Source organism: Maritalea myrionectae DSM 19524 (assembly GCF_000423365.1).
Lineage (GTDB): Bacteria > Pseudomonadota > Alphaproteobacteria > Rhizobiales > Devosiaceae > Maritalea > Maritalea myrionectae.
Genome location: NZ_AUHV01000004.1, coordinates 495282 through 518709 on the forward strand (window position 1 = coordinate 495282; position 23428 = coordinate 518709).

General features: G+C 52.5%; 20 protein-coding genes. 12 read left to right on the forward strand and 8 right to left on the reverse strand.

All coding sequences use genetic code 11. From position 1 onward, the window contains the following. Positions 1-88 precede the first annotated feature (88 nt). The gene (gene rpoZ, locus G549_RS0113665; protein WP_027835489.1) at positions 89-463 is read right to left on the reverse strand and encodes a DNA-directed RNA polymerase subunit omega; all 375 of its coding nucleotides are present in this window, start codon (positions 461-463) and stop codon (positions 89-91) included. Between the two features lie 286 nt (positions 464-749). Here rpoZ and G549_RS20400 point away from each other — a divergent pair, with 286 nt between their 5' ends. Beyond that, positions 750-1277: a LabA-like NYN domain-containing protein gene (locus G549_RS20400; protein ID WP_051213842.1), complete on the forward strand. Its 528-nt coding sequence runs from the start codon at positions 750-752 to the stop codon at positions 1275-1277. Between the two features lie 44 nt (positions 1278-1321). Beyond that, on the forward strand, positions 1322-1963 hold the full coding sequence (locus G549_RS0113675; protein WP_343251110.1) for a uracil-DNA glycosylase: 642 nt from the start codon (positions 1322-1324) through the stop codon (positions 1961-1963). A 6-nt stretch (positions 1964-1969) separates the two neighbouring features. Here G549_RS0113675 and smpB read toward each other — a convergent pair whose 3' ends face one another. Continuing rightward, positions 1970-2452 carry an SsrA-binding protein SmpB gene (smpB, locus tag G549_RS0113680; protein ID WP_027835491.1) on the reverse strand — a complete coding sequence of 161 codons (483 nt, stop codon included), beginning with the start codon at positions 2450-2452 and terminating at the stop codon, positions 1970-1972. A 3-nt stretch (positions 2453-2455) separates the two neighbouring features. Then, positions 2456-3334 carry a 4-hydroxy-tetrahydrodipicolinate synthase gene (gene dapA, locus G549_RS0113685; protein WP_027835492.1) on the reverse strand — a complete coding sequence of 293 codons (879 nt, stop codon included), beginning with the start codon at positions 3332-3334 and terminating at the stop codon, positions 2456-2458. Between the two features lie 282 nt (positions 3335-3616). On the opposite strand from dapA, the gene G549_RS20405 reads away from it, so the two are divergent. Together G549_RS20405 and G549_RS0113695 are read left to right on the forward strand one after the other, a co-directional pair. Further along, the gene (locus tag G549_RS20405) at positions 3617-5677 is read left to right on the forward strand and encodes a lytic transglycosylase domain-containing protein (RefSeq protein ID WP_169449654.1); all 2061 of its coding nucleotides are present in this window, start codon (positions 3617-3619) and stop codon (positions 5675-5677) included. A gap of 54 nt (positions 5678-5731) precedes the next feature. Then, positions 5732-6661, forward strand: coding sequence for an alpha/beta fold hydrolase (locus G549_RS0113695; protein WP_027835493.1), 930 nt, complete (start codon positions 5732-5734; stop codon positions 6659-6661). A gap of 39 nt (positions 6662-6700) precedes the next feature. Here the strand turns inward: G549_RS0113695 and G549_RS20410 are convergent, their stop codons facing one another. The 3 genes from G549_RS20410 to G549_RS0113720 form a co-directional block, all read right to left on the reverse strand. Then, complete coding sequence (locus G549_RS20410) at positions 6701-7297, reverse strand: hypothetical protein (protein ID WP_051213846.1); 597 nt, start codon at positions 7295-7297, stop codon at positions 6701-6703. A gap of 159 nt (positions 7298-7456) precedes the next feature. After that, the gene (locus tag G549_RS0113710; protein ID WP_027835494.1) at positions 7457-11290 is read right to left on the reverse strand and encodes an OmpA family protein; all 3834 of its coding nucleotides are present in this window, start codon (positions 11288-11290) and stop codon (positions 7457-7459) included. Between the two features lie 206 nt (positions 11291-11496). Further along, positions 11497-12687, reverse strand: coding sequence for a porin family protein (locus G549_RS0113720; RefSeq protein WP_169449655.1), 1191 nt, complete (start codon positions 12685-12687; stop codon positions 11497-11499). A gap of 524 nt (positions 12688-13211) precedes the next feature. Here G549_RS0113720 and G549_RS0113730 point away from each other — a divergent pair. From G549_RS0113730 to G549_RS0113765, 8 genes are all read left to right on the forward strand, one after another. Next, positions 13212-14000 (forward strand): SDR family NAD(P)-dependent oxidoreductase, encoded by a 789-nt coding sequence (locus G549_RS0113730; protein ID WP_027835496.1) that lies wholly within the window; start codon positions 13212-13214, stop codon positions 13998-14000. Positions 14001-14426: 426 nt separating this feature from the next. Then, the gene (locus tag G549_RS21505) at positions 14427-15278 is read left to right on the forward strand and encodes a (2Fe-2S)-binding protein (protein ID WP_051213847.1); all 852 of its coding nucleotides are present in this window, start codon (positions 14427-14429) and stop codon (positions 15276-15278) included. A 57-nt stretch (positions 15279-15335) separates the two neighbouring features. Further along, positions 15336-16295 carry an ABC transporter substrate-binding protein gene (locus G549_RS0113740; RefSeq protein WP_027835497.1) on the forward strand — a complete coding sequence of 320 codons (960 nt, stop codon included), beginning with the start codon at positions 15336-15338 and terminating at the stop codon, positions 16293-16295. A 12-nt stretch (positions 16296-16307) separates the two neighbouring features. Beyond that, on the forward strand, positions 16308-17309 hold the full coding sequence (locus G549_RS0113745) for an ABC transporter substrate-binding protein (protein ID WP_246778379.1): 1002 nt from the start codon (positions 16308-16310) through the stop codon (positions 17307-17309). Next, positions 17310-18278 carry an ABC transporter substrate-binding protein gene (locus G549_RS0113750; RefSeq protein WP_027835499.1) on the forward strand — a complete coding sequence of 323 codons (969 nt, stop codon included), beginning with the start codon at positions 17310-17312 and terminating at the stop codon, positions 18276-18278. It abuts the gene before it with no gap. Positions 18279-18324: 46 nt separating this feature from the next. Continuing rightward, on the forward strand, positions 18325-19188 hold the full coding sequence (locus tag G549_RS0113755; RefSeq protein ID WP_246778380.1) for an ABC transporter ATP-binding protein: 864 nt from the start codon (positions 18325-18327) through the stop codon (positions 19186-19188). 17 nt (positions 19189-19205) lie between these two features. Beyond that, positions 19206-20201, forward strand: coding sequence for a FecCD family ABC transporter permease (locus G549_RS0113760; protein ID WP_027835501.1), 996 nt, complete (start codon positions 19206-19208; stop codon positions 20199-20201). After that, positions 20198-21250 (forward strand): FecCD family ABC transporter permease, encoded by a 1053-nt coding sequence (locus G549_RS0113765; protein WP_036222664.1) that lies wholly within the window; start codon positions 20198-20200, stop codon positions 21248-21250. Before G549_RS0113760 ends, G549_RS0113765 begins: the two co-directional genes overlap by 4 nt. Before the next feature lies 1 nt (position 21251). Here the strand turns inward: G549_RS0113765 and G549_RS0113770 are convergent, their stop codons facing one another. Continuing rightward, positions 21252-22115, reverse strand: coding sequence for an alpha/beta hydrolase (locus G549_RS0113770; RefSeq protein ID WP_027835503.1), 864 nt, complete (start codon positions 22113-22115; stop codon positions 21252-21254). Between the two features lie 185 nt (positions 22116-22300). After that, the gene (locus tag G549_RS0113775) at positions 22301-23428 is read right to left on the reverse strand and encodes a Gfo/Idh/MocA family protein (RefSeq protein ID WP_036222667.1); all 1128 of its coding nucleotides are present in this window, start codon (positions 23426-23428) and stop codon (positions 22301-22303) included.

Consider the following 23428-nt stretch of genomic DNA (forward strand, 5'->3'; position numbering starts at 1 on the left):
TGGCGTTCAAAAAAGTGTGTAGAATCACAAAAAAGGCGCCGATCAAGGCGCCCTTCCATTATCGTGCAGCTCATCAAAAGATGCAAGATTAATCGTCCCGGCGATCTGGGGGCGAAAGGCCCTCAATGCCGCGCAGCAAGTCTTCTTCACTCATTGTGTCGAACACCATGCCTTCATCATCGCCGCCGCCTTGGCTTTCGATCATGGGCGCTGTTTCTGCTTCAGGCTCATCCACTTCCACATATTTTTGCAGTGAGTGGATCAAATCTTCTTTAAGATCGCCTGGTGAGATAGTGCCATCACCGATTTCACGCAAAGAGACAACAGGGTTTTTGTCATTGTCGCGATCAACAGTGATTGGGGCCCCTGATGAAATAAGCCGGGCACGATGTGCCGAAAGCAAAACAAGCTCGAATCGATTAGGGATTTTTTCGATGCAATCTTCAACGGTAACGCGCGCCAAAGCAAATCTCCGCAAATTTGGGTAATCAGTGGGGTGATCTACACCAATGAGCTACAGTTTACAACCCAGTAAATGAATTAACATTGTTTCATATAATTGAATCGACATATTCACCAATTATGATTTATGACTACGTTAAGTACTGAGGTCACCTCTTGGACAAGGGTGGCCTTTTTGCCGTGTGTTACCAATTGCGTTCATGTGGCAAAGTGCTTATGGACTAGTAATGTTTTATCAAACGAATGCAGGTATATTATCCTGATAAGCAGAGTAAGGCTATTGTTTAATGTTTGATCCTCGCGAAAAGGTTATCCTGATAATGGATGGAGCAAACCTTTATGCCACAGCAAAGGCATTGGGCGCCGAATTGGACTATCGGCGTATGCTTGCAGAATTCCAGAGTCAGGCCTATTTGTTACGCGCCTATTATTATACGGCACTGGTGGAAGATCAGGAATACTCCTCGATCCGCCCCCTCATCGACTGGCTAGATTACAATGGTTACACCGTTGTGACAAAACCAGCAAAAGAATACACCGATGCTCAAGGTCGGCGTAAAATCAAAGGTAATATGGATATTGAGATTACCATTGATGCGCTCGACATGGCAGATAATTACGACCATTTGGTCCTATTTTCAGGCGATGGTGATTTCACCGCGCTCGTTGCCGCGCTACAGCGCAAAGGCAAAAAGGTGACTGTGGTTTCCACAAAAGCAACCTCAACCCCGATGATTTCGGACGATCTTCGGCGGCAGGCGGACTATTTTATGGACATCGCAGATTTGGCTAAATCAGTAGGCCGCGACACCTAATTCGCGGCAGCTTTTGTGCCAATTTGATTTGATGAGGTTTGATTTTGGCTGCGCTTGACCCGGCTGCAAATTGTGGACGATGTCCGCGGCTAAAATCCTACCGCCTAGATTCTAAGCGTAATTTCCCGACGTTTTTTAACGCGCCAGTCCCGAATTGGGCCTCGCCGCAACCTAGGGTTATGATTGTAGGTATGGCGCCGGGCATGAAGGGCGCCAATCGCACAGGCCGACCCTTTACCGGCGATTTTGCGGGCGACCTTTTGTTTGACACCCTGATCCAGCATGGTTTTGCAAATGGCGCTTACGGCAATTCAGCGGATGATGGATTGACGCTGAATGAATGCGCCATCATCAATGTGGTGCGCTGTGTGCCGCCGCAAAACAAACCCACCGCCAGCGAAGTCAACAATTGCCGCCGCTATCTGGAGGCGACATTGAAGCATTATCGCAACGATGTTGAAGTGTTTGTGACACTGGGCAGCATCGCCCATAATTCATTTTTGGGCTGTTTTGATGTGCGCAAAAAGGACTTCAAATTCGGACATGGCGCAATGTTTGAATTGCCCAGCGGCCAGACCTTGCTGTCCAGCTATCATTGTTCACGCTATAATGTGAACACCAACGTGCTCACACCGAAAATGTTTGGTGATATTTTTTCCCGCGTGCGCGAAATATTAAGCGAATAGAATCGCTTAGCCCAAGTCTTTCAACAAACGATTCTTCTGGCGAGACCAATCGCGCTTTTGCTCTGTCGCGCGTTTATCGTGCTGCTTTTTACCCTTGGCAATGCCAATCAGCAGCTTAGCGATCCCGCGGTCGTTGAAATAGAGTTTGAGCGGCACAATCGTTTGCCCCTCCTTTTCAACAGCGCTCATCAAGCGACTCATTTCGCGCTTTTTCAACAGCAATTTGCGGCGGCGCCGCTCGTTGTGATTAAAGCGGTTCGCTTGCAAATATTCAGGGATATGCGAGTTGATCAGCCAAATTTCGCCGCCCTCAGGCGTGGCGTAACTCTCGGTGATTTGCGCTTTGCCGTTGCGCAGGCTCTTCACCTCAGTGCCTTCCAGCACGAGCCCAGCTTCCATTGTGTCCAAAATTTCATAGTCGAAGCGGGCGCGGCGGTTTTCCGCCACGAGCCCTGTGCTTTTCAATGAATTTTTCTTTTTGGGTGCCATGAATTAGTTGATCAACCCGGCGTGAATAAGCGCTTCATCCACGGCCAATTTGGTTTGCGGCGAAATCGGCACCAATGGCATGCGCGTATCCGCCTTGCACAATCCCAAACGCTCTGCCGCATATTTGACGGGCACAGGGTTTGGATCCAGGAACAAGGCGCGGTGCAATGGTGCGAGACGGTCTTGAACGGCCATCGCTGCTTCATAATTGCCATCCAACGTGGCTTGCTGCAATTCAGCACACAAGCGCGGTGCAATATTTGACGTCACAGAAATGCACCCTACGCCGCCATGGGCGTTAAAGCCGAGCGCGGAGATGTCTTCACCGGACAATTGGATAAATTCCTTGCCTAGAACATGGCGCTGTTGCGACACACGTGCCATATCGGCCGTAGCGTCTTTCACACCCACGATATTAGGGCACTCATCGACCAGGCGCTTCATGGTGTCGACATTGATGTCCACGATCGAACGGCCTGGGATATTGTACAGAATAATCGGCAGTTCAGTGGATTTTGCGATCGCGCTGAAATGGGCAAACAAGCCTTCTTGGTTGGGCTTATTGTAGTATGGCGATACAGACAAAATCGCGTCAGCACCGGCATCTTCTGCAAATTCAGCAAAACCAATAGCTTCTCGTGTGGAGTTGGACCCAGCGCCGGCGATAACCGGCACCCGTTTGTTTGCCGCCTCGACACAAATCTTGATGATCCGTTTATGCTCTTCATGGCTTACGGTTGGTGATTCACCAGTGGTGCCAACGGGCACCAATCCAGATGTGCCTTCATTGATCTGCCATTCGATAAAGCTTCTAAACGCGGCTTCATCGACTTCGCCATTATTGAACGGCGTGATCAATGCAGTAATTGAGGCGCGAAACATCCCTTCACTTCCTTTTTTCGTTTTGTTCGTTGGCATGTTGACACCATGTTGGCGCAAAAAGGTCAAACTTTTTCCGCGTTTTTAGCGCAGAAAGACCCGAGTTGCCCATCATAATGAGCTGAAAAGATGGCAACAAGCCCAGTTTTTCCGATTGGATAAATCAATTTGATTAAAAATATATCTAAACCAATCCTTCACCTTAATTGGTTAGATTCTGTTTATGGGTCCGGCAGCCCGAACATGCCGTCAAAAATTGTATTGCGTAATTTGACAGGTTTAAAAATGCTTTCTCAAAGCACGAATTCTATTCGCCAGTATTTCGCGCCCCGTCGCGCCGCTTTTAAAGCGCTGTTGATGTGCTCTGCCTTGTTTTTGAGCGCGGGCCATTCCGCGCAGGCACAAGTGCAGATTGATCCGGTGACAACAAGCTCCACGGGCGGTGCGGGCAGTGTCATCATGCAGGGCGCAACAGGCAGCCAACAGTTTCAAAATGCGCTGGCCGCCTTGCGCGACAGCAAATATGCTGAGGCTTATAACGCAGCCCGCGGGCTTTCCAACAATGTAGAGCGCCGCGCCATTCAATGGGCGGCCATCTATTTTGGCAAAGACGATATTGATCACAATACGATTTTGCGCTTTCAGGCAGATGCCCCCCACTTTGCCAGCACCAGCACTTATAAAACGCGGCTAGAGCAATCTATGCTCAAGCGCGACCTGCCTTATAACGAAGTCATACAGCTTCTGGGCGGCCAGATGCCCAATTTGGTGAATGCGCAAATCGCGCTGGCGGATGCCTATGTGCAAGATGGCCAGGTTGCCCGGGCCGGACGCATCATCAAGCATGTATGGATCAATAATTTCCTTGATAGCAGCACTGAGCAAGACCTTTATCAACGCTATCGCGGCCAATTGACCAATGCGGACCATTGGGCCCGTGCCACCCGCCTGCTGATGCATGATCGTGCACGCGCTGTTGAGCGGATCTTCAATGAATATTCTCCGGCGCAGCAAAGCCTTTTGCGCGCGGTGATCGCCGTGGCCCGCAAGGACAAGCAGGCCCAAAGCCTGCTGGATCGTGTTGACCCCAATTATCGCAACCACAATCTGTTTCATTGGGCAAACGCTGAGTGGGCGCAATTGCGCGGCTCAGATGCTGGTGCTGTCGCGCACTTGAACCGCGCCGCGGGTGAACTGCCAGAAAGCCATTTGTGGTGGTACAAACGCCGCTATCTCGCACGTGAATTGCTTGAAGCGGGCGACAAGAAGAACGCCTATTTGGCAGCAGCCGGCTATACAAACGGGCCAGAGGGCCGTGTTGTTGACGCACAGTTCCATGCGGGCTGGATTGCCTTGCGCTTTTTGGGTGATGCCGCGACCGCAGCGCAGCATTTCGAGAAAATGGCTGCCCTTTCGACACTTCCCTCTTCGGTCAGCGAATCTCATTATTGGTGGGGACGCGCGCACGAAGCCATGGGCCAAATCGAAGCTGCCCGGGTAAAATATCAAAAAGCCGCCCGGCATGACGACTATTATTATGGTCAATTGGCCTCGCACAAATTGAACGTGAAAAACCTTCAGTTGACGCCCTTGCCCGCATGGCAGAATAGCGAAGCAGGGTTCAATAAGCGCGAGCTGGTTCAGGCCATTCGCCTGTTTGAAGGCAACAAAACCTTTGGCTTTGCCCGTCCCTTGATGCGACGCTTGATCTATCAGGTAAAGTCGCCGGGTGAGATGTTGCTCACGGCACGGTTGGCGCAGGACATTGAGGCGCATGATCTGGCCATTCTGATGGCCAGCATTTCGAGCAATCGCGGCGTTGATCTGGACCTCTTCCAGTTCCCGAAAGACGGATTGCCGAGCCAGAAATTGGCAGCGATTGATGCAGCCGCCATTTATGCTGTCGCGCGGCAGGAAAGCCGCTTTGATCGCACGGCGCAATCCCACTCGGGTGCGCTTGGCTTGATGCAATTGATGCCGGGCACTGCCAAGGAAACGGCGGGTAAATTGGGCCTAAGCTATTCGAAGTCACGCCTTACGAGCGATCCATCCTATAACGCGCTGTTGGGCTCAACCTATTTGAAAGCACAGCTTGAGCGCTATGATGGCTCCTTGGTATTGGCCGCTGCGGCCTATAATGCCGGGGCAGGCAATGTGAACAAATGGCTTAAGCGTTTCGGCGATCCGCGCTCGGGCAAGATTGACGTTGTTGATTGGATCGAGCTGATCCCGTTCACCGAAACACGCGGTTATGTGCAAAAGGTGCTCGCCAATTATCAGGTCTATCGGGTGCGCTTGGGCGACAGCCGTCTTCGCTTGGCCAACTATTTGATGAAAATCGACTAATTGGGTTCGATCTTGCATCTATTGCGGGGCAAAAAAAGCTGATATATCCAGATTATGGATCAAGTTAGCGCGTCAGAGCAGATCGAGGAGCAACCGGTGCAGCATCTCACATGTGGGGATGGTGCACGCCAGATTGCCTATCGCATGCAAGGTGAATTTGATGACCCGCAAAAGCTTCCCATCATTTGCCTTGCTGGTTATCAGCGCAATATGGAAGATTTTGCTGCCTTTGCTGAAAAGTTTTCCAGCTACGCCAAACGCGATTGGCCCATCATTCGCATTGATCTGATCGGCCGTGGCAGTGCGCGCAAAGAACGCAATGATCGCGCCTATTCCACATTGCACGATGCTGCTGACATGGCTGAATTTTGCCGCGCCAAGGGCATCGAAGACGCGATTTGGTTTGGGCAAGGCCATGGGGGCCAAGTAATCATGGCCCTCGCCGCGCAACACCCAACGATCATTTCCGGCGCCATCCTTTGCGATTCAGGCCCTATCATCAATGCCCGTGGCTTGGTGCGGCTGCGCAATAATCTTGATTATCTCAGCAAAATCCGCGGCAAAAATGCGGTGCGCGATTCACTGCGACGCATTTTGAGGGTCGATTATCCCAATCTTGGAGATGGGTTGTTGGATCAAATCGCGGCACGCACGCACACGACCAACGCCAAAGCACGGCTTGAACCGCAATTTGACATGCGACTGAACGAGCAGTTGAATGCATTTGACAATGATGATGTGCTGCAGGCGAACTGGAATCTATTCGACAGTTTGCGCAATATCCCCTTATTGCTCTTGCGCACGCAGCATACAGATCTTTTGCGTACAGAGGTATTTCAACTCATGTGCAAGAAGCGCCCCGATGCGCTCAATTATGAGATTATGGGCGAAGGCTTTCCGGCGTTGCTTGAGGGGGCCGATGAGCTTGGCGTAATCGCCGATTTTGCCTTACACACCTGCAAATGGCACAAAAAACGCGGCTAAAATGCCGCGTTCTTTTGTCATCAAGCCATTGTTTGCAAATTATTTTTTGGCTTTCGCCAATGCTTTGGCCTGCTTCACCCATTCTTCGCGGTCGATGCGTCCTTTGAATGACAATTCATTGTCCACCCAATTCACATCTTTGCGTTTCCATGCGGCGACCTGATCAAAATGATAAATGCCCTTCTCATTGAGAATACCTTCAATCTTGGGGCCAATCCCTTTGATGTTTTTCAGATCGTCCTTTTTCCCGTCGCGCGGTGCGGACAGCAGTTCAGGTTTATCATCGGCCTTTGATGTGGCAGCGGTTTTGGGCGCCGCCTTTGTCGCTGGTTTACGTGCAGCGGTTTTCTTGGCGGGTGCTTTCGCCGCAGGCTTCTTGGCAGCGGGTTTCGGTGCCGGTGCCTCTTTCGGCATTTCACTCACCGTTTCCGCTGGTGCCGCCTGTTTTGGCGCTGCAGCCTTTTCTTCGGTCTCGGCGCTGCTTGCGCTTGCCCGGCTGGATGGTGTCACATTCGGTGCCGGTTCGACGGCTTTCTCCGGACCTGCTGTCCATCGGCGCACATAATAGCCGATCAGGCAGCCCAGCAAGAAGAACGCCATCATCAACAAGATGATTTCAATGAGATGTGGTGTCATAATGCCCTCCCCGGATTATTCTTTGTTTTGTTCAACAGAAACGCTGAACCATCCGGTCAACAACCCGATAATCAACGCCAGACTAAAATATAGCCAATATTGTGAAATCAGAAATCCGATCGTTTGGAAAAACATCTGACCCTCCCTTTTTTCCGCAATCTACTCTAGCGGGGGTCGCACTGTAAACACAATGCGACGGTTTTGCGCTTTGCCCTGGCGCGTGTCGTTATCTGCAATCGGCAATGTTTCGCCAAATCCCAGTGCATAAAGCCGATCCGCCTCCACGCCCATTTCCACCAACTCGCTCACCACCGTTTCCGCACGCTGCACTGACAATGACAAATTGATCAAATCGTCACCGTCAGAGTCCGTATGCCCTTCAACCTCAACAACAGCCTCAGGACAATTTGCCAACTGGTCTGCAATTTTTGTCAGCACGGTGCGAGAACCATCCGTTATGCGCGCACTGCCGGATTGGAACAGGATCGCTTGATCAGCGATCAGTTTTTCAACATTCGCGTTGCACAATTTATGTGCTGGCGGCGTGTTAATCGTCACCCGCGCATTTGGCAGCGTGCCTAAAATCGCGGCCAATTGGTCGCGGGCGGCGAAGCTGGATACATCTGCGCCTACCGTCCACTCGCCGCCAATCAGGGCTGCATTGCCCGTCTCCGCTTGGCTTAGGGCTTGGGTGATCGTCAAGGCGTTGGCCAAGAAGCGTTCGGGCGCTCCATCGGCTTCGGCCACGTCGAGTTTGGCATCAGCGCCTGCACTCAATTCAAGGGTATAACGCGCCGCCGCATCAGGCACATCACCAGAAATGGTGATACCGCTATCTGCAGATTTTTCAATTGTCAGTTCAAAATCAGGCGCCGGCTCGATGGCCACCTCTGCATCTACCGTATCACTGGCGTCAGCAGGTGCAGCTTCCTCAGCTGCCTTCTCATCCTGTTCCGCGTTCATCTCTGTCGCTGGTTCAGACTCTGTCTCAGATGTGGCGTCTTTTTCAGCGTCAGTGCCCGCAATTGCAGGTTCAGTTTCGCTTGGTTGATCCGCCTCGGTCGCCTCTTCCGCAGTTTCAGGTGTGTCTGCCTGGTCGGCAGGTTCTTCATCTACAGGCTCAGCAGACTCGCTGGACACTTCGTCTTCACCCACAACAACATTTTCGGCCTCAGGCTCATCTGTTGCCTCAACGACATCAGATTCTTCCGAGGACGTATCTTGAGTCACCTCTGGGGCAGCTTCCTCAGTTGCTGGCTCTTCATTTTCAATCGGCTCTGCCACTGGTTCTTCCGCGGATTCCTCGACTTCAACAACTGGAACTGGCGGTGCCGTTATGGTGGTATACCAGGGCCCCAATGACGATCCGTCCAGAATGAGCTCCACTGCGGACAATACAGCCTGATCGGGCGCTTCGCCTGAGATGCTCCATTGACCGCCTGCATGAATAACTTCGCCTTCATTGAGCATGCTGAGTGCATCTACGCCCAATTCAATCATGCGGTGAAACGCTTCACGCTCTGGCAGCACATTGCCGTTAGAAACAGGTAGGTTAGACGTTTGCTCCCAGAAGGTTTGATCTTCCAGATATCCGGACCAATCCCAAGTACCATCGGCTGACTTGCTGATTTGCAGCAACAAATCTTCCACCTGCGGTACAATTTGCACATCAACCAAAAATGCATCGCTTTGCGGCGCCAACACATCCAAGATATTAGCCAACTTCTCGTCAGAAGACGCACGGCCAATTAGCGCCCACTGGCCATCAACCAGGCTCAATCGTCCGGCATCCAGCAATTCAAGGGCGTTAAGACCAATGTTTACGCGCCCGGTGAAGCCTTCTGGTGCGCCTGCACCCCGCTGGATTTGAGCGCGCCAACCAAATCGATCGGCCCACTGATCGATAAGATCTTGCGTTGGCGCATATCCGGCGGCGTTGAACTCATCATCAAGCGTTTTCTCGGCTGAAAACAGATAGGGCGAAACCAGTTTTTCCGGCGATGAGATGTTTATTGTCCAACCGTCCCCAAGGCCCGCATTTTCGATTTGCGCCATCAATGCTGATTTGGCGTCAAATGTTGCTGCCTCTCCGCTAATCGTCCACTTCACGCCGTCTAAACGGAATACGCCTGATTCGAGACCGGTCAAAATTGAGTTGCCCAGCGCTACAAACTCTTCAAATTGTTCCGGCGCACCGCGTGCCACATCCAGATCAAGTTCGCCCTGGTCTGCCAGATTGATCAGCATCTCTTCATTTGGCACATAGCCCTCGAAGGTGCGCGTTCCATCGGCAGATTTTACGGCTTCAAATCGATAAGGATTTTGAACTGGCGGCGGCAATTGCGCTACTTCAAGGCCGAGTTCGTCAGGTTGAATCTCTTCATTAGAAAAAAGCTGCAGGATATTGTTTTTGTTCACAAGATCGCGTGCGACAATATCGGCCTTCCAACCGCTTTGACCGTGAACGGCCTCACCGGAAGCCGCAAGGTCAATCGTTTTTGCTGCGAGCGTCACGAGCGTGTCAAATCTTTCGGGCGCTCCGGCGGCCAACAAGGTGGTGTCTTCCGTTGAGGTGTCCAAAATTGTGTAGATTGTTTGACGCAGGCGGCTATCCGGCAAATATCCGGCCATTTCCAACGCACCGTCGCTCGATTTACTCAACGACCACTCATAGGGTTCAACCACGGCCAGGGCCAGATTGGCCATATCGATGGTCAATCCGTTTGGTGGGCTTGCAGCAAGCTCCAACAATTCGACATAGGCACGAGGTGTTTTCGCTTGGCCGGAAACATTCAACTGGTCGCCCACAAGTGACAATGACCAATTCTCTCCCAACAAGCCTCGCCCGTTCTCCATCCAAGTGGTGATTTGTTCGAAGTTTTCCGGCGCCCCATTGGCTGCCCGCGTTGCATTTTCATCAATATCTACAAAAAAGGCTTTGTTTTCCGCATCTTGCGGCACAAACCCAACGGCACTCACCACACCGTTTTGATCCGTTAGCGTCAAGGTGAACGGCTCAATTGTCGGCAACGGCAAATCGATCTCGACATTTGGTCGTTGCAGCTGCGCAAGTGCGGACTGCGCGCTATCATAAGCGGCAAAGTCTTGCGCTGCGCCGGCCAACCGGACTGACTCTGCGGAAAGCGAAAATTCACCTTGCTGCAATACATCGAGCTGCTCAACCAAAATTAGGCTGTCGCCCCCGAAACCATCGGGAGCGCCAGACGCTATGAGGAGCTGAGACACGTCTGCCCCTGTCTGTTCCAGTTGGTCGCGAATGTCTGGCGTTGGGACAAAACCGCTCAGCACAGGACCTGTCTTCCCAAAAGTGCCGCGCAGCACATAGTCTTCTTCGAACGGAGCAATGATCTCGGCAGTTCCCCGCTTCAGCTTATCTGGGAAACCGGCATTGGCGATAAGATCAAGATCACGATAAGATTGGTGATCCTTGGCGCGACCGGAAAAGGAAACCTTTAGGCCTGTCGCAGAAATCTCACCCTGATCAAAATGGTTGAGCAAGCGCGTGCTGTATGTCAGCACATCGCGCCAATCATTTGCGCTTGGTCCGCCTGACGCAAGCGTAAACTCGGTTTTGACTGCACTGTCCAGCTGGACTTCAAACTCGGCTTGAACCTTGGCACTTGGCATATGGCCGACAATTGTTATGTCGCCATCTTCCATACGCGCCTCAAATTCAAATGGGTCGGCGATCGGAGCGACTTCAACATTGTTGGTAATGGACGCCACCTCTGGCATCGCTTCCAATCCATTGATCAGTCGGTCGAGTTCCGCTTTATCGGTCGTCACTCCGTTTAGCGTCACATCGCGGCCTTCAATCTGGATATCGGCCCATGCGGCAACCGGTAGATTTGGATTTTTGAGCAGTAGCTGCTCCAAGCTGTTTTCCAGAACATTCTGGTTTTGCCCCACTGCAAGCATGCCGCCGCCAAACGCAACGAACGCCCCCACAACCAAAACACCAATCCACTTCACAGCAATTCCCCGCAACTTTAATCCACTGATCACGCTCAGCTGACGGAAATCGAGTATCCGCGCAGCCCTTCCCGCGCCGAAGTGTACTGGTTCTTATTGAAATCACCAGTCATAATTCAATGATTTAACGGGAATATTATCAAAAAAGCGCACAAAAAAAGGCCCGGCAAACGCCGGGCCTTCCAAATCGATAAAGTCTAAAAGACTTATTCGAATGATTTTGAGAATGAAGTAGAAACTTCAACAACTGAGTTGCTGTCGAACTGAACGCCAACACCAGCTTCAAAGTCACCACCTGGAGCCCAATCAAGATCAGCATTGAACACTGTCAAGCTTGACTCGTCGAAGTTAACTTTAGCGGTCAAATCGAGGTTGTCAGACACTGCGAATACGCCTTGTGCAGCAATATCCCAGTCGCTATTGTCATCCCAACGGCCTGCAACTGCGATAGTTACAGCATCGTTAACTTCAGCTTCGCCTGAAATCGCGCCTTCCCAAGCATTGCCTGAGAAGAACTCAACGCCAGCTGCCAATGTGAACATATCGAATGCAGCTTTACCAGTCACCAAAGCGGCCCAGTTGCTTGCTTCGTCAGTGCTGAATGCAGCGCGGAATGCCATTTCGTCAACATTGAATGTTGCGCCAGCGTGGAAGTCCCACAAGCTTGTGCCAGAAAGGATATCATCATAGATGAAACCCATGTGCGCTGTGCCCCAGTCCTGATCAACACCAACACCCGCTACCAAAGATGCATTGTTGCTTGTCTCAAGATTTTCTAGACCCAGAGCAACATCAACACCATTGCCGAGGTCAGAAGTGATTTGCATCACGTGACCACCTGTCGCGCCAGGAGTAGGAGCAAAGATACCCTCGTCGTCACCATCGATAACGTCAAGTGAGAACAAAGCTGTGTAAGTTTCGTCGTCGCCATCTTTCAAAACTGAACCTTTTTGGCCAGCCATGATAACCGTTTGATCGCCGATTGAAACATATGCTTCGTCGATAAGAACATGTGAAGAAGTAGATGTGCCATCTTCATCAATCAAAGTCACAACTGCTTTAGCAGGACCGAAGTCGCTGTCAGCAGTTGCTTCCATTGTGAATTCCCAACCGAATTCGCTCGTTGTTGCTTCATCGCCAACTTCGCCAGTAACACCGTTACCATTGTCATCGTTAGTGTAGTCCCAATCGTAAGAAACTTCACCAGAGAACTTCAAGCAATTGCTTTCAGAAGAAACAACCAAGCCAGTGATGTTCAACAATGAACATGTGTCCAAAGCTACGCCGATTGGATCAGCTGCCATTGCGCCTGAAGAAAGTGCAACTGCTGCTGCAGAACCGAGAAATAGGCTCTTAATTTTCATAGTACTGACCTCCAAAATCAGTTTGTTTTTCATTTTGCCGGTTTTTCCGGCTGTTTGTCGAAACGCGACCACACTTTATAAGCGGTGTGTTTGACGTCGCATTCGCGACCGACAAACGATTCCATGCATGGATTCGCAAGACACAAACTACCCATGAAAGGAAAACATACAAGTTAAGAATTCAAATTTTGGCGTGTGAAACGACTGTTCTGAGACGCATGTTGCATTTTGGACACATTTTCGGCATCTGGCCGTCAAATTTGCGACAAAATGGGCAGTTTTGACCCTGCTGGTGGTGTTATCCCGTTGAGGAAATTAAGGTTTTCTTAATTAATGTTATCGCTTTCCGTTCTCGTTCGGGGCCCCTTTGCGTCAATTTCATCGAGCTATACTTCATCTTAAACTCACGTGCTGCGCTTTTGGGCAGCAACAATACGAAGTCATTTCCCGCTCCACATGGCTTGCCGCGCTGTTGTTGCCTTGCCATACATTGCAAGTCGTGTGTTTACCCAGCGTGCCGTTAGGGATCGGTACGATTGTAAAATGGAGCCCTATATATGTCCCCTTCAATTTTTGATGATTTTCGTTTGGATGGAAAACGCGCCTTGATCACAGGCGGCAGCCGCGGGCTTGGGCGTGAGATCGCTTTGGCCTATGCCGATGCAGGTGCACAGATTGTGTTGGTGGGGCGCGGCGAAGATAGTTTGAAAGACACCGCAAAGGATATTGAGGCGAAAGGCGCTACGGCACATTTTATTATTGCGGACGTAACTGTGCCGAGCGAATGCAAGCGGGCGGCAAAAGAGGCCCTCGCCCTGCCTGGCGGCATTGATATTCTGGTGAATAATGTTGGCGGCCGCAAACCAAACACTCAGATCGAGGCAACCAGCGATGAAGATTGGCGCGAAGGTTTTGCGCTGAATGTCGACCATTGCTTTTTAATGACCCGCTTGATTGGCGAAGCCATGATTGCGCGCGGCCAAGGCGGCCGCATCGTCAATATGGGCTCCATCTCCGGCATGATCATCAACCAGGGCGTGGCCGGGCGCCATTATGAAGCGGGCAAAGCAGCCATTATCCACTTTACCAAGGCGCTGGCAGTGGACTGGGCGCCGCACAATATTAACGCGAACTGCATCAGCCCAGGCTTGTTTATGACCGAGCCCAATCAGGCTTGGACCGAAAAGGCGCCAGAAGCGATTGAAAAATTTGTCGCCTGCACTCCGATGGGCCGCGCGGGCAATCCGCGTGAAATCGCAGGATTGGCACTCTATCTCGCGTCGCCAGCGTCTAGCTATGTCACCGGATCAAACTTTGTGATTGATGGTGGCTATACCTCTTGGTAACTGCAACTCGCATGGAGTTGCCACGGTGCGGGCTTTGCTGCCCGCACCTGCATTGCCATAACGCGTCGCATATAGGCGGCTCATAAGGTGAGTCGTTTTTAGGCTTCAAGCCTTTGATTTAAAACATTTTTATATCAATTTCACTGGTAAACTTTAGACCTGTTCTAAACAGGAAAAAATTTTCTGAAATTCTCCGTTTTAGCAGACTTCCCCGCCACGAAATCAGGCAAAATCCTCAGAAAAAGATTCAGAATCACACATTAAACTATTGTATTAAAAAGATTTTTTCTGGCGCTTCGTTTCAAAAAATTCGGAAAATCTTTGCAGAATTTAACTGGACTTCTCAACTCCAGTTAATATTGCGCCTTGATCCTATATATGATTATTGAACTCCAGTTAATCTGAAGAACGATAACGAGGATCAAAATGCCCCTCAAAAAGCCTGCGGCAAAGAAGCAACTAACAGAATTGTTGGGGCCAATTAATCGCGATGAGAGTGCTTTTGCCCCTCGTTTTTCATTGCAACACCAAGCCGGCAACGCGCAAAATATTGCCGCGATCACGTCAGCCCAGCTGCCTCACTATTTTCAGTTGGCGACAGCCAAGTATGAGAATGCAGATCAAAAGATGGGCGCTGCTTTTTGCCTTGGGCGCTTATCATGGGCCCTGCTGCGGCCGCTCGCAGGTTATGCGGTGAACGATTTTTGGTATGCCGGTGCGGACCTGGCTGCGTTCGAAATGTCGCTGCGCGAGGTGTCCTGGCAAAAACAAGGGCAAAGCGGTGTTTTCCAGGCGATTGATATTGCATTGGATGCCGACAAGGCAGATTGGCGACACGGGGCCGCAAATCCTGAAACAATAGCCGATTTTGCCAACCGGATTGAGGCCTTGTTTGCCCCATTGGTGGACATGCACCACGAGGTTTCGGGATTGGCCAAACCTGCGCTTTGGCGCTTGGTGGGCGACAGCTTGGCCACCAGTTTTCTCACTCAGGGCGAAAATTTCGGCCGTATAAAACACGCCATTGGCATTGCAGAGCACATGCTGCATCGCAAAGGCAGCAAGCTGTTTTCCAAACAATCAGGCTTTATTGAAATCAAACTGCCGGAACGTCCGGAGATCTCAGAATGGTTCCGCAAACGCGGCGGGTGCTGCCGCTACTACACAGCAGATGGCGGCGAATACTGCTCCACCTGCGTGTTGCGCGATGAGAACAGCATGATTGAACGGCTGCAAAACCATTTGCGCACGAAACATCTGAGCGAAGAAGCCGCCTAACTCTATCTCACAAAGGTCGCACAAAAAGATCCGCGCATAGCGGACGAAAGGAAAATAATGAACAAAACACTTTTGACTTTGGTGGCCTGTTTTGCCTTGGCCAACCCGGCCCTGGCGGCGGAAACACGCCAGTTTACCGATGCGACCGGAAAAACTGTTGAGGTGCCCAGCGCGCCTGAACGCATCGTTGCGCTGCATGATTTATCGCTCACTGTGCCGTTGAACGAGCTGGGATTGAGTCCAGTTGGCGCGGTTGGGCGCACGGGGGCTGATGGCGCGCGCTATTTGCGTGGGGCAAAAACGCTAACAGGGATCGACTTCGACAATTCGGACATTGTGGATGTGGGCGGTTTTCCGGCTGATCTGGAGGTGGTCGCAAGCCTAAATCCTGATCTTATCTTGATGATGCACTTCAACACGACCGACCGCACGCAACTTGAGGCCGTCGCCCCCACCATCATGCTGGAAGACAATATGCGGGGCGAATTTGTGGTGTTTGATCAGTTGGCTGCACTCACAGGCACTGAGGAGCGGCTCGACGTGCTTAAAACCCGCTATCAAGGGCAAGTGGCGCAAATTGAAAAGATGATCGACACGCAGGATATTTCAGTGTCGGTGTTTGGCCCCTCGCAAGACAAGCTTGTGGCGTGGCACACTTATGGCGCGCTGGGCAAAGTGCTGCGCGACGCCGGCTTTGGCGCACCAGAAATTGTGAACCAGATCGACGGCAGCGAGCGCGTCTATTTCTCTGGCGAGCAAATTGCTGCCTTTGATGCTGATTTTATCATCACCACTTACGATCACAATCGTGGCGAGAGCCCAAAATCCGTCATTGATGATCTAAACGCGATTGTTCCCGATTTCTGTCGTCATCTGACCGCCTGCCGCGAGGGGCGCATGATCTTCTTGCCACGCGAAGACGCAGTCACCCGCTCCTATGAAGCATTGGGGCAAATGTCTGCCGTCATTATGGGCGTGATCGGCGGCCAGGGTCACACCGCCATCGTCAGCGAATAGAGGGAAGATAAGATGATGTTTTCAAAAATGATTGCCACCGCCTGCCGCCGCGTCGCCCTAACCGCCAGTTTGGTCGCTGGTGTCGCGCTTGCAGCGCCTGCCGTGCAAGCACAAGGCGTCCGCCTTATGGTTGATGGAACAGGCACCGAAGTCGCTGTGCCCTCCAATCCGCAACGTATTGTGGCCTTGCACGACACCTCCTTGACTGTGGCACTGTTGGAATTGGGCATTGTGCCCGTTGGCAGCCATGGCCGCACGCGCGGCGACGCCGATCCTTATATACGCTCGGGTGCCCTGGTCACCGGCTATGATTTTGCCAATAGCAACATTGAATTTGTTGGCAACTTGCCTGCCGACATCGAACAGATCGCGGCAACCAAGCCTGATTTGATTTTAACCACCAGCTGGCAAACCGCCAATGTAGAACATTTGCGCGATATTGCCCCAACCTATGTGTTTGATATTGGCACCACGGATGATTTTGATATCTATGCCAAAATTGCCGAGGTGACCGGCGCCACTGATCGGTTGGAAAAGCTGGAAAACCGCTATCAACACCAATTGCAAACGCTGAATGATCTCACTGAAACGAGCGAGATCAATGTAAGCGTTATTCAAGGGCATGATGGCGAATTGCTGATCTGGAACACTTATGGATCGTTGGGCAAGGTGTTGCGCGATGCCGGCTTCACCTTCCCCAAAGTGGTCAATGATATTGAGGGCAATGGCCGCGTTGGCTTCTCCGGTGAATCCTATCCCGAATTTGACGGTGACTTTATCTTTGTCACCTATCGCCCAAGCCGTGGTGAATCGCCTGAAACCGCCCGTGCGGCACTTGAAGAGGTTCTGCCCAACTGGTGCGATGTGCTGCACGCCTGTCGCAACAATCAAGTGATTTATTTACCTCGCGAAATCGCCTCGTCCGCCACTTACGACTCGCTGTTTGCGCTCACTGAAATTGTGGGCAGCCATGTGGTGGGCCGTTCATTCACCCCATTTGAAAAGAGCGAATAGATGAAAAGACTGATTAAAACAGCCCTTGCCGCCACACTGGTTCTTGTGTCTGGCACATTTGCCATGGCGCAAAGCTTTCCACTCACCATCGAACATAAGTTCGGCACAACAAAAATTGAAGAAATGCCGGAGCGCGTCGCCTCAATTGATTATGCGGGTGCAGATGATTTGCTGGCACTGGGCATTCAGCCCGTCACCATCCGCTATTGGTATGGCGATTATGACAGTGTGGTCTGGCCTTGGGCCGCCCCGCTGCTCACCACCGAACCAACGATTTTGCGAGGCGACCTTGATTTTGAAGCGATTGCCGCCGCCCAGCCGGACGTGATCATTGGTCTTTGGTCTGGCATCACCGCAAAGGATTATGAGCGTTTGAGCCTGATTGCTCCCGTTGTAGCGGTGCCTGAAGGCGTGGGTGATTATGCCTTGCCGTGGGATGAGCGTGCCCTGATCGCCGCGCGAGCAGTCGGCAAAGCGGAACTGGGCCAACAAAAGGTCCAGAGCATTCGCGATCAATTGGCTCAGGTCAAAAATACACATCCTGAATGGCAAAACAAAACTGTTGCTGTGGCCACCGCCTGGGACGGCACACCAGGTGTCTATGCTTCCAACGATATTCGTCCGCTCCTGCTCAGCAATATGGGCTTGAGCACACCGCAAAAAATCGACGACGTGGTGGGCGACGCGTTTTGGACTGAGCTGTCCCCGGAGGCGCTTTCTCCACTCGATGTAGATGTGTTGATCTGGCTGTCGTCAACCGGCGATTTTGAACCGATTATGAATCTGGTCGCCCGCCCCTTCATGAGCGTGGTGAAGGAAGGTCGCGAAGTGTTCCTTGGTAAAGAAGTAACAGGCGCGTTTTCGCACGCCTCTCTTTTGAGCCTTCCCTACACGATCGACCGACTGGAAGCCGCCATTGAAGCCGCTTTGGATGGCGACCCCGCCACCAACGCAGATGATCGCAACTAGAAAAATTGGCGGGCGTCTCGTCCGCCATATTTAATGGAGACCGCGCATGGCCCAAACAGCAACCGAAATGTTTGAAACGAAAAAAGTCAAAGTGTTGCCGCTGGTGCAAAAGCTGGCATCAGAAAAAACCACTGCGATGCAGGTTCAAAACCTGACTGCGGGTTATGGCGGCTCTCCTATTCTTAAAAACGTCAATCTAGACGTGCCGGAAGGTGAAATCACCATTTTGGTCGGGCCGAACGGGTGTGGCAAATCCACTTTGCTCAAGACCATGGCGCGTATCCTTACGCCAAGCGAAGGCACCGTCACACTCAAGGGTCAAAATGTGCATCAGTTGCCCACGCGGCATGTGGCGCAACAAATGGCTTTGTTGGCGCAAGGGCCAATTGCGCCCGAAGGCCTGAAAGTTCGCGAGTTGGTGGCGCAAGGGCGGTTCCCTCATCAAAGTCTCTTGAAGCAATGGACAAAAGCGGACCGCGACGCTGTGGATTGGGCCATGGAGATCACCAATATTGCCCAGTTTGCAGAGCGTCCCATCGACGCGCTTTCGGGTGGCCAACGGCAACGCTGCTGGATTGCTATGTCGTTGGCACAGGAAACTGATTTGGTGTTGCTTGATGAACCCACCACCTTTTTAGATTTAAAGGTGCAAGTGGACGTGATGAACCTGCTAACGAAAACCGCCAAACAGGCCGGCAAAACCATGGTCATTGTGCTGCATGAATTGAACATCGCGGCGGCGTATGCCGATTATCTGGTGATGATGCGCGGCGGGGAAATTGTGGCAGATGGCCCTGTAAATGAGATTTTCACGCGCGACAATCTCAGGTCTGTTTTCGGCTTGAATGCCCGAGTCATATTTGACGCAGAAGCGGGTCGTCCCCTTTGCATGCCCAACCTGAACACCTAACCGGGACCTCACACCCTATGAATATCAAAAACATTGGCGAGCTGGGTCGTTTTAGCGGGATGGCTGTGGTCATCGCGTTGTTTTTTGCGTTGCATATTTCCATCGGCGCCAAAGCGATCCCTCTTGCCGATGTATTTACGGCCCTGATCGCGCGCGACGATACGATTTTTGATCATATTGTGGTGTGGGATTTGCGCATGCCACGGGCGGTGATCGCCATTGTTGTGGGCGCGGCGCTTGCGGTTTCCGGCGCATTGATGCAGGGCATCACCCGCAATCCGCTGGCCGATCCGGGCTTGTTGGGCCTTTTGGCAGGTGCATCCTTTGCTGTCGTTGTCGCGTTTGGCATTTGGGGCAGCGCCATCGTTCCGATTATGCCCCTTGTGGCAGCAGGCGGCGCCCTGGCAGCAACCGGGTTGGTACTTTGGATCGCCACAGCCGCGCCGGGCGGCGCGCGGCCACTGACGTTGATATTGGCTGGCGCGGCCATTTCCGCCTTTTTGGGCGCTGTGATTGCGGCGGTGCAATTGTTGGATCAGGAAAATTTCGACCAATTGCGGGTTTGGCTCACCGGGACCATTAGTGGCCATCGCATGTCCTATATGGGCTGGTGTTTGCCGTGGCTGGCTGTTGGCTTTGTAGCGGCGTTTGCCATGGCCCGGCAAATCACATCACTCGCCATGGGGGACGATGTGGCTGTGGGACTTGGCGTCAATGTGGTGCAGGTCAAGATTGTCAGTTTGATCGCCGTTGTTACCCTCACCGCATCCGCAGTCACTCTTTCCGGCCCGCTCGGCTTTATCGGCTTGGTGATCCCGCACGTGGTGCGTTTATTTGTGGGCACCGATTATCGCTTTATGGTGCCCTATTCCGCTTTGGTGGGCGCGGCCTATTTGTTGTTTGTCGACATTATCGCGCGCGTGGCACTGGCCCCCGTTGAAATCTCCACGGGGCTGGTCACCTCTTTGCTCGGCGCCCCGTTCTTTGTCTGGTTGGTGAGAGCTAAATTATGAAGCCTGACCTGATTGTTCGCTCACCAAGCCAAAGCCTTGCATTGCGCCTGCCCACACGCGCACTGTGGGCCCTGTTCGGCGTCTTGGTGGCGTTGGTCGCCATTGTTGGGCTGTCCTTGATGATGGGCAGCTACCCCCTATCCGCCAGTAAAGTTCTCCACATATTGTGGCAGCAACCATCTGACGAAACAGGCACCACCATTGTGTGGGAATTCAGGTTTCCACGCGCCTTGGTTTCGATCATGGTCGGGGCGCTTCTGGGCCTCTCCGGTGCCACCTTGCAAAACGTCACCCGCAATCCGCTGGCCGATCCATCGCTGGTTGGCGTCAGCCAGGGCGCTGGTTTCGCTGTGGTTGCACTCACCATACTGATGCCCGAACTGGGCTATCATTATCGGCCACTTTTCGCGTTTGGCGGCGCTTTGTTGGTGGCGGTTTTAATTCAGGTGCTGACCACGGGCCGCACTGGAAGCGCCACAATGCGTTTCATCCTCACTGGCGTGGGTGTTGCGGCGTTTATTTCCGCGGGCACCTCTGCCCTGCTCACCTATGGCGATATTGACCGAGCCATGGCGGCCCTGGGCTGGTTGGCCGGATCAGTTCACGCGTCAAATTGGCAAGATGTGTGGTTGACCACGAGTTGCTTGGTTATTTTGTTGCCCGCCTTAATGTGGGCCAGCCGCCCCATGGCAGCGATGCGCATGGGGCCGGAGGCTGCCACGGGCCTTGGGGTGCGGGTCGCATTTGCCCGGTTTGGCCTAATTACTTTGTCGGTGACGCTTGCGGCATTCGCAGTTGCTGCCGTCGGGCCGCTCGGCTTTGTCGGCCTGGTGGCACCGCATGTCACACGGCGTTTGACCCATTCCGGGGTCGGGCTGCATCTGCTCATCACGGCTGGGGTTGGCGGCTTACTGGTTGCCGTGGCTGACCTGTTCGGGCGCACCGCCTTTGCCCCCATTCAAATTCCCGCTGGGCTGGTCACCGCCATGATTGGCGTGCCGATTTTTGTGTGGCTCATTGTGCGGCAACAAGCCCAGTCGGAATTATAGATTATGGTCGGGCAAAATGGTGCCGCAGGCCTCGGCTGAAACCGGGGCTGAAAATGCTCATATGCGTTTCGCCCTCAACAATGTCCAAGCCGACATCAAGCCGCTCGGGTTTCTGCTGATTTAGCTTTTCAGCAAAGGCGGTCGCGTTGCTCACCATTTTGGCATTTGGATCTTGCGCCTCTTCCCCACTGCCAACGCTGAGGTGCAGCGATTTTGGCTGTTGGCTCCAATTCGCATTTTCCATTTGCTTCAGCACATATTTATCTGCCCACCAGACTGACGGACTGATGGCGATATACCGATCAAACAGGTCAGGTTCCTGCAACAGAGTGTCCAGCACAAACAGGCCGCCCAATGAAATGCCCGCAATGGTGCGATCTTGAGCATTCACATCGAAACTCTCGGCCAACCATGGCAGCAATTCGTCGCGGAGAAATTGGCGAAATTCAGCTGCCCCGCCGGTTTTGATGCTATCATCCCACTTGAAGGGTGGTGGCGCCGCACGCATCATGGCTTCATATGCCTCATCGCCGCAGGGTGTGAGGTCGCGGTGACGTATTTTATGGTGCTCGGCCTTTTCGCCGCGTCCACTCACCTCATAGCTGATGCCTACAACGCAAAGCGGCGGCGGACCGCCCGGTTCCATGGCCATTCCCCGCGCTAGCCCGGCAGCGGCGGAAAAACATTGGTTGCCATCGGGCACAATCAGCAAGCCCGGTTTCTGCCCGTCCGGTGCAGGCATGGTGGGCATGGCAATATCGACAAGAAAGATGCCGCCGACTTTCAGCGACTGGAAATGATAGCGTTCAGAACCCAGAACAGGTGTTGGTCCTATCAGTGTCGGATGCGGTGGAATTTTGGGCATAATGTCTCCTTTAAATTCACAGAGACAGGATGGGGAAAGATAGTTTTTGTTCAACTCTTGAACTGATGTTTGTTTGCGCTACATGTAGACATGCAGAGTTGGTCGCGCCCATTTTAAAGCACGCGCCGACACCTTCCCCGCCTAACACATTCTAATTGCTAGGCATTTCACCGCACATAAACGACCTAGATTTGCGTCCACTTCGCATCGTTCTCCGATGACTGGATCGCCGCATGAATAAATTTCATGCCAAAGAGCCCCTCTTCCAGCGTGGGCAACAGGCATGATTGCATGCGCCCATTGCGGATAATATCCGCCGCCTCACGATAGATCGTAGCAAAGCCTTCGAGGTAACCTTCGGGGTGCCCCGGCGGTACGCGTGTGATGTCACGCGATAGGTTGGACGTGCCATGCCCCCCTCGGGTTAGAAGCTGTTTTGGCGCATTGAGCGGCGAGAACCACAATTGATTTGGGTTTTCCTGCGCCCAGGTTAGCCCAGCATCTTCGCCGTAAATCTGAATGCGCAAGCTGTTCTCATTGCCCGGCGCGACTTGGGAGGCCCATAAATAGCCTTTTGCGCCATCGGGATAGCGCATCAACATGTGCGCATCGTCATCCACCAATCGCCCCTCAACAAAACTTGTGAGATCAGCAGCGACTTTTGTTGGGTGTTGCTCGGTAATAAAGTTGGCCAGCTGCAGGGCGTGGGTGCCAATGTCGGCGATGGCGCCGCCCTTGCCGGCGCGTTTTGGGTCTGCCCGCCACGTCGCCTGTTTATTGTCGGGGTCATTTATGGGAATACTCAGCCAATCTTGAACATATTCCACATTAATCCGCCGCAATGCGCCCAACGCGCCGCTTTGCACGAGATGGCGCGCTTCACGCACCATGGGATAGCCTGAATAATTGTGGGTGAGCACAAATTCCGCTTCGCTGTTTGCGGCAATGTCCTGCAATTGCTCTGCTTCGTCCAAGCTGGACGTCAATGGCTTATCGCAAATCACATTTATATTTTGTTCCAAGAAAGCCTTAGCCACGGGGAAATGCATATGATTGGGCGTCACAATTGAGACGGCATCGATGCCATCTTCGCGTGCCGCTTCTGCTTTCGCCATTTCCGAAAAATCGGTATAGGCCCGTTCTGGCGAGATGCCGAGCTGTGCGGCGGATTTACGCGCATTGTCAGGGTTAGACGACAATGCACCCGCCACCAGCTCGAACTCGTCATCAATGCGAGCGGCGATACGATGCACGGCGCCGATAAAGGCGCCTTGTCCGCCGCCAACCATGCCCAGCTTCAGTCGTTTATGCAT

Bases quoted from the DNA above. Each gene is read 5' to 3' on its own strand.
- G549_RS20400 (WP_051213842.1), top strand. From the start codon at position 750: ATGTTTGATCCTCGCGAAAAGGTTATCCTGATAATGGATGGAGCAAAC.
- smpB (WP_027835491.1), bottom strand. From the start codon at position 2,452: ATGGCACCCAAAAAGAAAAATTCATTGAAAAGCACAGGGCTCGTGGCG.
- dapA (WP_027835492.1), bottom strand. From the start codon at position 3,334: ATGTTTCGCGCCTCAATTACTGCATTGATCACGCCGTTCAATAATGGC.
- G549_RS20405 (WP_169449654.1), top strand. From the start codon at position 3,617: ATGCTTTCTCAAAGCACGAATTCTATTCGCCAGTATTTCGCGCCCCGT.
- G549_RS0113695 (WP_027835493.1), top strand. From the start codon at position 5,732: ATGGATCAAGTTAGCGCGTCAGAGCAGATCGAGGAGCAACCGGTGCAG.
- G549_RS20410 (WP_051213846.1), bottom strand. From the start codon at position 7,297: ATGACACCACATCTCATTGAAATCATCTTGTTGATGATGGCGTTCTTC.
- G549_RS0113720 (WP_169449655.1), bottom strand. From the start codon at position 12,687: ATGAAAAACAAACTGATTTTGGAGGTCAGTACTATGAAAATTAAGAGC.
- G549_RS0113730 (WP_027835496.1), top strand. From the start codon at position 13,212: ATGTCCCCTTCAATTTTTGATGATTTTCGTTTGGATGGAAAACGCGCC.
- G549_RS21505 (WP_051213847.1), top strand. From the start codon at position 14,427: ATGCCCCTCAAAAAGCCTGCGGCAAAGAAGCAACTAACAGAATTGTTG.
- G549_RS0113740 (WP_027835497.1), top strand. From the start codon at position 15,336: ATGAACAAAACACTTTTGACTTTGGTGGCCTGTTTTGCCTTGGCCAAC.
- G549_RS0113745 (WP_246778379.1), top strand. From the start codon at position 16,308: ATGATGTTTTCAAAAATGATTGCCACCGCCTGCCGCCGCGTCGCCCTA.
- G549_RS0113750 (WP_027835499.1), top strand. From the start codon at position 17,310: ATGAAAAGACTGATTAAAACAGCCCTTGCCGCCACACTGGTTCTTGTG.
- G549_RS0113755 (WP_246778380.1), top strand. From the start codon at position 18,325: ATGGCCCAAACAGCAACCGAAATGTTTGAAACGAAAAAAGTCAAAGTG.
- G549_RS0113760 (WP_027835501.1), top strand. From the start codon at position 19,206: ATGAATATCAAAAACATTGGCGAGCTGGGTCGTTTTAGCGGGATGGCT.
- G549_RS0113765 (WP_036222664.1), top strand. From the start codon at position 20,198: ATGAAGCCTGACCTGATTGTTCGCTCACCAAGCCAAAGCCTTGCATTG.
- G549_RS0113770 (WP_027835503.1), bottom strand. From the start codon at position 22,115: ATGCCCAAAATTCCACCGCATCCGACACTGATAGGACCAACACCTGTT.
- G549_RS0113775 (WP_036222667.1), bottom strand. From the start codon at position 23,428: ATGCATAAACGACTGAAGCTGGGCATGGTTGGCGGCGGACAAGGCGCC.